9 protein-coding genes are annotated in these 6496 nt (G+C 43.9%); 5 read left to right on the top strand and 4 right to left on the bottom strand.

Annotated features, from left to right (window positions below; all coding sequences use genetic code 11):
• Positions 1-243: 243 nt before the first annotated feature.
• The gene (ftsH2, locus tag IM462_RS08605) at positions 244-2130 is read right to left on the bottom strand and encodes an ATP-dependent zinc metalloprotease FtsH2 (RefSeq protein WP_016515060.1); all 1887 of its coding nucleotides are present in this window, start codon (positions 2128-2130) and stop codon (positions 244-246) included.
• Between the two features lie 439 nt (positions 2131-2569).
• On the opposite strand from ftsH2, the gene IM462_RS08600 reads away from it, so the two are divergent.
• Together IM462_RS08600 and IM462_RS08595 are read left to right on the top strand one after the other, a co-directional pair.
• Entirely contained in the window at positions 2570-2683 is a 114-nt protein-coding gene (locus IM462_RS08600) for a type II restriction endonuclease (protein ID WP_287699767.1), read from the top strand.
• Positions 2684-2731: 48 nt separating this feature from the next.
• Entirely contained in the window at positions 2732-3664 is a 933-nt protein-coding gene (locus tag IM462_RS08595) for a DNA adenine methylase (RefSeq protein WP_287699766.1), read from the top strand.
• A gap of 35 nt (positions 3665-3699) precedes the next feature.
• Here IM462_RS08595 and IM462_RS08590 read toward each other — a convergent pair whose 3' ends face one another.
• A complete protein-coding gene (locus tag IM462_RS08590) occupies positions 3700-3999 on the bottom strand; it encodes a hypothetical protein (protein ID WP_002803105.1) in 300 nt (99 codons plus the stop codon).
• Positions 4000-4326: 327 nt separating this feature from the next.
• Here IM462_RS08590 and psbX point away from each other — a divergent pair, with 327 nt between their 5' ends.
• Entirely contained in the window at positions 4327-4446 is a 120-nt protein-coding gene (psbX, locus tag IM462_RS08585; protein ID WP_002733679.1) for a photosystem II reaction center X protein, read from the top strand.
• 45 nt (positions 4447-4491) lie between these two features.
• Here psbX and IM462_RS08580 read toward each other — a convergent pair whose 3' ends face one another.
• Entirely contained in the window at positions 4492-5139 is a 648-nt protein-coding gene (locus tag IM462_RS08580) for a ComF family protein (RefSeq protein WP_287699765.1), read from the bottom strand.
• Complete coding sequence (locus IM462_RS08575; RefSeq protein ID WP_287699764.1) at positions 5108-5407, bottom strand: DUF1816 domain-containing protein; 300 nt, start codon at positions 5405-5407, stop codon at positions 5108-5110. Before IM462_RS08575 ends, IM462_RS08580 begins: the two co-directional genes overlap by 32 nt.
• 255 nt (positions 5408-5662) lie before the next feature.
• On the opposite strand from IM462_RS08575, the gene IM462_RS08570 reads away from it, so the two are divergent.
• Together IM462_RS08570 and IM462_RS08565 are read left to right on the top strand one after the other, a co-directional pair.
• Positions 5663-6022: a ferredoxin-thioredoxin reductase catalytic domain-containing protein gene (locus IM462_RS08570; RefSeq protein ID WP_287699763.1), complete on the top strand. Its 360-nt coding sequence runs from the start codon at positions 5663-5665 to the stop codon at positions 6020-6022.
• A gap of 9 nt (positions 6023-6031) precedes the next feature.
• Complete coding sequence (locus IM462_RS08565) at positions 6032-6457, top strand: DUF309 domain-containing protein (RefSeq protein ID WP_002803089.1); 426 nt, start codon at positions 6032-6034, stop codon at positions 6455-6457.
• Positions 6458-6496: the final 39 nt, after the last annotated feature.

Genomic DNA, 6496 nt, shown 5'->3' with positions numbered 1-6496 from the left:
TGTGGGGTGTGGGGTGTAGGGTTTTACCGATTTTGAAGGGGTCAATTACCTAATTTTCAGGGAAAAAGTCCCTGAATTTTCCCCCCGATCACTCCCATATCTGGTACTTTTTGATTTACAAAAACTCTAAAAGTCTTAACCCACAAGGGTTTTACCATTATTCAGCAAGCCATAACTAAATTCCTAGGATAAAAAAATCGGGTGAGCCTTAACCCACCCGATCGCATATAGATTGAAATCAACCTATAACTGTGGTACAAACTGTTCTTTTTCGGGAACGTAGGCGTATTCAGCCACAATTTGCCGGAATTCTTCCCCATTGATCGTTTCTTTTTCGATCAGCAGATCCACCACTCGATCGATCACTTCGCGATGATCGCGGACAATTTGTCGAGAAATTTCATGGCAGTGTTCCACGATTGATCGCACCTGATCATCAATGCGAGTAGCGACCTTCTCAGAATACTCGGAACGAGTCATCAAACCGCCACCGAGGAACACTTCACCCCCTTGACTTTCTAGGGACAAAGGACCCAAATCGCTCATCCCGAAACGAGTCACCATCTGGCGGGCCATATCAGAAACTTGCTGTAAATCGCCACCTGCACCGGTAGTCACCTCATCATAGCCGAAGATTTCTTCCTCGGCTGCCCGACCACCTAAAGCACCGGAAATCCGGGCCATTAACTGAGCTTTCGTGGTTAAACCCTGTTCTTCGTTGGGAGTGAACCAAGTTAAACCCTGGGCCTGTCCCCGGGGAATCAGAGTCACTTTCTGGACGGGATCGTGATCTTTTAAGAGCGTACCCACGATCGCATGACCCACTTCATGGTAAGCGATTAAGCGCTTGCTCTTGCTATCGACTAAAGGAGTGCCTTCCATACCGGCGATAACGCGATCTACCGCGTCATCTATCTCTAGGAGGGTAATGGCATCTTTACGACGACGGGCGGTTAAAATTGCCGCTTCGTTCAGTAAATTGGCTAAATCTGCTCCACTGAACCCCGGAGTGCGACGGGCGATCGCTTCGATGGAAACGTCGTTAGCCAGCTTTTTATTGCGGGCGTGAACGTCTAAAATCTCTAAACGACCTTTAAAATCGGGCGCATCCACGGTTACTTGCCGATCAAAACGGCCCGGACGCATGAGAGCGGAATCGAGAACATCGGGGCGGTTAGTGGCGGCAATGATGATAATTCCCGTATTCCCCTCGAAACCGTCCATTTCTGTCAATAATTGGTTTAGGGTTTGTTCCCGTTCATCGTTACCACCACCGATACCGGCACCCCGTTGACGACCTACTGCGTCAATTTCATCGATAAAGATTAAACAGGGAGCATTTTCCTTGGCTTTTTTGAACAAGTCGCGCACGCGAGAAGCACCGACACCGACAAACATTTCCACAAATTCCGAACCGGAAATGCTGAAGAAAGGTACACCCGCTTCACCGGCGATCGCTTTAGCCAACAGGGTTTTACCCGTACCAGGAGGGCCAACTAACAGGACTCCTTTGGGGATTTTGGCACCGACGGCGGTAAATTTCTCCGGTTGTTTGAGGAAAGTGACGACTTCCTGTAATTCTTCCTTCGCTTCGTCAATTCCCGCCACATCATCAAAGGTGATACCGGTTTTCGCTTCCATCTGGAAACGGGCTTTTGATTTACCAAAACTCATCGCTTGACCCGGACCGCCTGGCATATTATTAGAACGGCGGAACAGGAAAAAGAGAGCGGCAATCAGCAAAAAGGGGAAAAGTAGATTACCGAGGAATCCCCACCAAGCGCCGTCATTCCGCATCGGGTGAGCATCGAAACTAATTTTAGAATCGCGTAAACGGGCGATTAAATCGGGGGAATTGGCTGGTAAATCGACCCGTAGGCGTTGTACTCGGTTTTCTAGTTCCGGATCTAGGGCCTGTACGATCGCAGTTCTGCCCCCTTCGTAGAGATCGACGCTAACAACCCTACCACTGTCTAGGTATTCTAGAAAGCGTCCGTAGGTCATGCGGGTAGTGGCGGTGTTATTGCCGATATTACTGGTGGCGGTGGCAAAAGTGCCTTGCCAGAGGAAAAAACCGACCACGAGGGCGGGCAATGTCCACAGTAAAATCGTTTTCCAAGATAGTTTCATGTTTGTTTAGTGGTTCTAGGATAAAGATTTTTGCTTAACTCATTTAGCTGTTTTTGTCAAGGATTTTACGTTATTTTTTCGAGATTAATCCCCGCAGCCAATTAAATCTTAACTAAATGTAACGTAATTCTCATAATTCTGACAAGAATGGTGACGAGAGATTTTGGCTCTCTTGGGTTTGGTGGGTAAAATGTATTCTAAGATACATTCTTCCTAGCGGGGGGGTGGAACGAACCACAAAGACACAAAGGACACCAAGATTGATCGATCCTATATATATAAGTTAAACTTATCACACAGAACCGAGAAGAGCCAGATTTTTGAGTTCATTTGTTCTAACAAGATACCATGGTTTCTGGGATAAGCTGTACTGAATTTAAACTGCCTAGAAGTATATACTATATCTATTGATACGAAAATCATCTCCAAAATCCTAAAATTGCTTCTTTTTCCCATATTTGATCATTTTGCTAGATGTAACCAATTAAAGATAGAGTTACTATCTCAACAAACTTTTTACCCTGATTTGACCTTTATTCACGAGCCAACATGAGCTAAGTTTGCTGTGGATAGAGATTACTATTGATGAGGAGAGTGTTTAGTGAAGTTAACGCCACTTGTGCCACCGATTAAGTGTCAAGGAATTAAAACTAAATTGGTAAAAGATGTTAAAAATATTGTGTCTGATCTGAGCTTTGGGCGTTGGATAGAACCCTTTGCTGGATCAGGGGTGGTGGCTTTTAATATTAATCCCCAAAAGGCTTTACTTGCGGACACAAATACTCATATTATCCAGTTTTATAATAATCTAAAAAATCAAGTTATTACCAGTAAAACTGTGAAGCTTTTTTTGCAAGAAAATGGTCAAGTTCTTAAGGAGCAGGGAGAAAGTTATTATTATCAAGTACGAGAAAGATTTAATCAAGCTCCTAATTCTCTAGATTTTTTATTTCTCAATCGCTCCTGTTTTAATGGCGTGATGAGATTCAATCGTAAGGGACAGTTTAACGTACCTTACTGTCATAAATCAGAACGATTTTCTCAAGCATATATTACCAAAATAGTCAATCAAGTTATTGCCCTAGAAAATATTCTTATTAAAACTGATTATAATTTTCAAGTTGCTGACTTTCGAGAGACTTTATCTGATTGGCAAAAAACAGACTTGATCTATCTCGATCCTCCTTATTTAGGGAGACACGTCGATTATTTTAACTCTTGGTCTGAAGAGGATGAAGATTGTTTGGTGACTATTTTAAAGGATATTTCTTGTCGGTTTATTTTGTCCACTTGGCACAGTAATCATTTTAGAAGCAATCCTTTAATTAAAAAAAATTGGAGTGCTGATAAGTTTTATATCTATACTAAACAGCATTTTTATCATGTGGGTTCCACAGAAAAATTACGTCATCCGATCACCGAAGCACTCATTACTAACTTTAACATTCCCTTGTTGCCAGAGCGAGGAACTGATTTGCAACAACTGTCATTATCCCCATCGACAGCAGAAAATGAGGGAGCGAGAACAGTCTAGAAGATGCCTAGTTGCAAATTCTCACTCCTTACTATTTATCCTTGGCTTTGGCGCAGATGGTCGTTAATTTGGCGTTTACGCTTTTCTTGGGGGGTAGTGCTAGTAATTTCGCCAAAATCTTCGCTACTCATGGAAAGATGGGACATTATCTTTCTTTTGCGCTCTTTAGCAGTTAATTCCGGTGAAGGAGTTACTGGCGGCGGCGCTGCCACGGGTTCCGCTGCCACCGGAGGAGTTTCCACAATTGGCAGCGGTTTTTGGGGAATATAGTCAGCACCAGTGGTACTTCTGGAGAGATGATCGAGAATGCGCCGTTTGCGATCGTCAGTAGCCATAAAAATCTTTGCCAGTCTAGTGTGAACTTTTGTAACTATCACCCATTGTCAAACATCCCTATCTCCTTGAGAAGTCAAGGGAGATTTTATTTTCAGCGATTGAAGACATATATAGCGTTTTTCAGTCTGCTGAGGTGCAAAAGTTATGGGTTTTAGGCAAAAGGCAAAAGTCAAAAGGGAAGAAAAATATGTGTACCTCACTAGCTTAGGAAACGCTATAATAACCTGCGATCGCATCTATCTGGTCGTGGAACTGGGGGTCTTCTCGCCCAAGGTGATAAGATAAAAAACTAAGTCTTTGAAAATATGACAAAGGATTTATCTATCATGACACCCTCTTTAGCTAACTTTCTCTGGAGCCTTGTTTTAGGTGCGGTTATCGTCCTGATCCCTGCCACTATCGGTTTGATTTTCATCAGTCAATACGACAAGATCAAACGGACTTAATTTAATCTAACTCTAAAATGCCCAGACGGAATCGGTCTGGGCATTTTAGCTAATTTTGGAACTGGCAAGAGCGATCGCACCGACTACCCGATATCCCTCTGTGCGTAAAACCTGCACAGCCTCCTTGATCGTGGTTCCTGTGGTATAAATATCGTCAATTAAGAGAATCGGCACTGATTTCGGTAAATTTTTCCCCAGTTGAAAAGCCGCTTGCATCGTCTTTTTTCTCTCCTCGGCTGCCAGACTAAATAAAGCTGCCGTGTTCTTAATCCGAATTAATCCGCGACTAGCCAGAGGATAACCGGTTAAACGGCAAAAACCCTCGCCAATGACTTCTGCTTGATTAAAACCCCTTTCCCTTAACCTTTCCGGGTGGAGAGGGATAGGAATCACCGTCAAACGTTTATCGGTGAGGGGAGGACGCAGCAGCCAAGTTTCCCCCATGCAACTGCCTAGCAAAGAGCCGAGAGCCGGATGGCGATTATATTTCATTGTAGCGATCGCCTGTTTTAATTTACCTTCGTAGCGTCCCCAGATAAACAGGGGAATAGAACCACGCCAGAGAAAAAGCGGGTTATTCTGACGATAGGCCTGTAATTGTCGCCCACAATCACGGCAAAGCTCTCGATCGCTCTGCCGTTGACAAAGAGGACAGGGAGACTTAAGAAATAAAGCGAGAAAAGGTTCGAGCATGGGAAGCAAAAGTTTTAGCTAGATGCTGATTTCCATCGTCAAAAACGGTCAAATAATGGGGATTACTCCGCTCGATCGAAAGACTGATTCCTTGCGCTCCTTCGGACTCTAGATCTTGTAGATAACCCCCCTGATGCTCTTGTGCTTCCTCAAAAGAAGCAAAGGGACCAAAATAGTAAATACAGTGGGGGGAAAGGGAGGTAATTTTCAGCCACCAAGGCGTGTTATCGTCAGAAATTTTATTTGTCTCCAAGAAAGATAAAATCATGTTCTGGTAGTGATAGGGGACAGGGATTGCAGGAATCAAGGACAGGTTTTGAGGAACTTTGCCCCCATAATTCCGATTTGCTGGCCAAAAAATCGAGCTTTTGGCCAAAGAGAGTCTTTTTATCGTATTAGATTAACAAGGGGATCGCTCGCAAAATCAAAAGAGATTCTAAAAATTCCCTTCGGCCAAGGGGAAGCGGATCGAGATAGGATAGTAAAAAGTTTTTTTTTAGAAAGCTAAGGGGATCAGATAACTATGAGCCAGATCACAGACACAGATAAGAGTCTTGAGGCGATGAAGAAGTTTGCCGAACAGTACGCTAGAGGTACAAATACTTACTTCTGTAGCGATCTCTCGGTGACAGCGGTAGTAATTGAGGGATTAGCGCGTCATAAGGACGAATTAGGCTCTCCTTTATGTCCCTGTCGTCACTACGAAGACAAAGAAGCGGAGGTAAAAAATACTTTCTGGAATTGTCCCTGTGTACCGATGCGGGAACGGAAAGAATGTCACTGTATGCTATTTATTACCCCCGATAACGAGTTTGCTGGGGAAGAACAGGTAATTTCCCTCGACTATATCCAAGAAGTCCGCGAATCGATGAAGGGGCATTAGTATAGGGTAATGACAGCCAGCGCTTTTGGGCAAGGAATCGACGAATTTAATCGCCAGCAATTCTATGCTTGTCATGATACCCTAGAGGCTTTGTGGATGGAGTCCGCAGAGCCTGAAAAAACCTTTTATCAAGGCATTTTGCAGATTGCTGTCGCTTGTTACCATCTAGAAAATAATAACTGGCGCGGAGCGGTAATTCTTTTGGGAGAAGGGGTTAGACGTTTACAACACTATCAACCCGATTACGAGGGGATCAACGTGACGCACTTGGTGGGGGAGAGTTTGGATCTATTAAACTTTTTACAGAATCTCGATCCCCAAGCATTACCGGCAGTGCTAGAAGCGATGAAAAGCAATCAGGAACATCCTCATGCCCACCTCGATCGATCTATCTGTTCTCTGCCGAAAATCCTCAAAAGTCATCCCGTTCTCTAAAAAGCTAGATTAGTTAGTAAGTACAAACGTCTATAGGTG

Source organism: Microcystis sp. M144S2, from assembly GCF_020246065.1.
GTDB lineage: Bacteria > Cyanobacteriota > Cyanobacteriia > Cyanobacteriales > Microcystaceae > Microcystis > Microcystis ichthyoblabe_A.
Note: the sequence above shows the minus strand (reverse complement) of the source record. Positions and strands in the feature narration are given on the sequence as shown.

Excerpts from the sequence above, each read along its gene's own strand:
- ftsH2 (WP_016515060.1), bottom strand. The coding sequence starts at position 2,130 with ATGAAACTATCTTGGAAAACGATTTTACTGTGGACATTGCCCGCCCTC.
- IM462_RS08575 (WP_287699764.1), bottom strand. The coding sequence starts at position 5,407 with ATGATTTTATCTTTCTTGGAGACAAATAAAATTTCTGACGATAACACG.
- IM462_RS08590 (WP_002803105.1), bottom strand. The coding sequence starts at position 3,999 with ATGGCTACTGACGATCGCAAACGGCGCATTCTCGATCATCTCTCCAGA.
- psbX (WP_002733679.1), top strand. The coding sequence starts at position 4,327 with ATGACACCCTCTTTAGCTAACTTTCTCTGGAGCCTTGTTTTAGGTGCG.
- IM462_RS08565 (WP_002803089.1), top strand. The coding sequence starts at position 6,032 with ATGACAGCCAGCGCTTTTGGGCAAGGAATCGACGAATTTAATCGCCAG.
- IM462_RS08580 (WP_287699765.1), bottom strand. The coding sequence starts at position 5,139 with ATGCTCGAACCTTTTCTCGCTTTATTTCTTAAGTCTCCCTGTCCTCTT.
- IM462_RS08570 (WP_287699763.1), top strand. The coding sequence starts at position 5,663 with ATGAGCCAGATCACAGACACAGATAAGAGTCTTGAGGCGATGAAGAAG.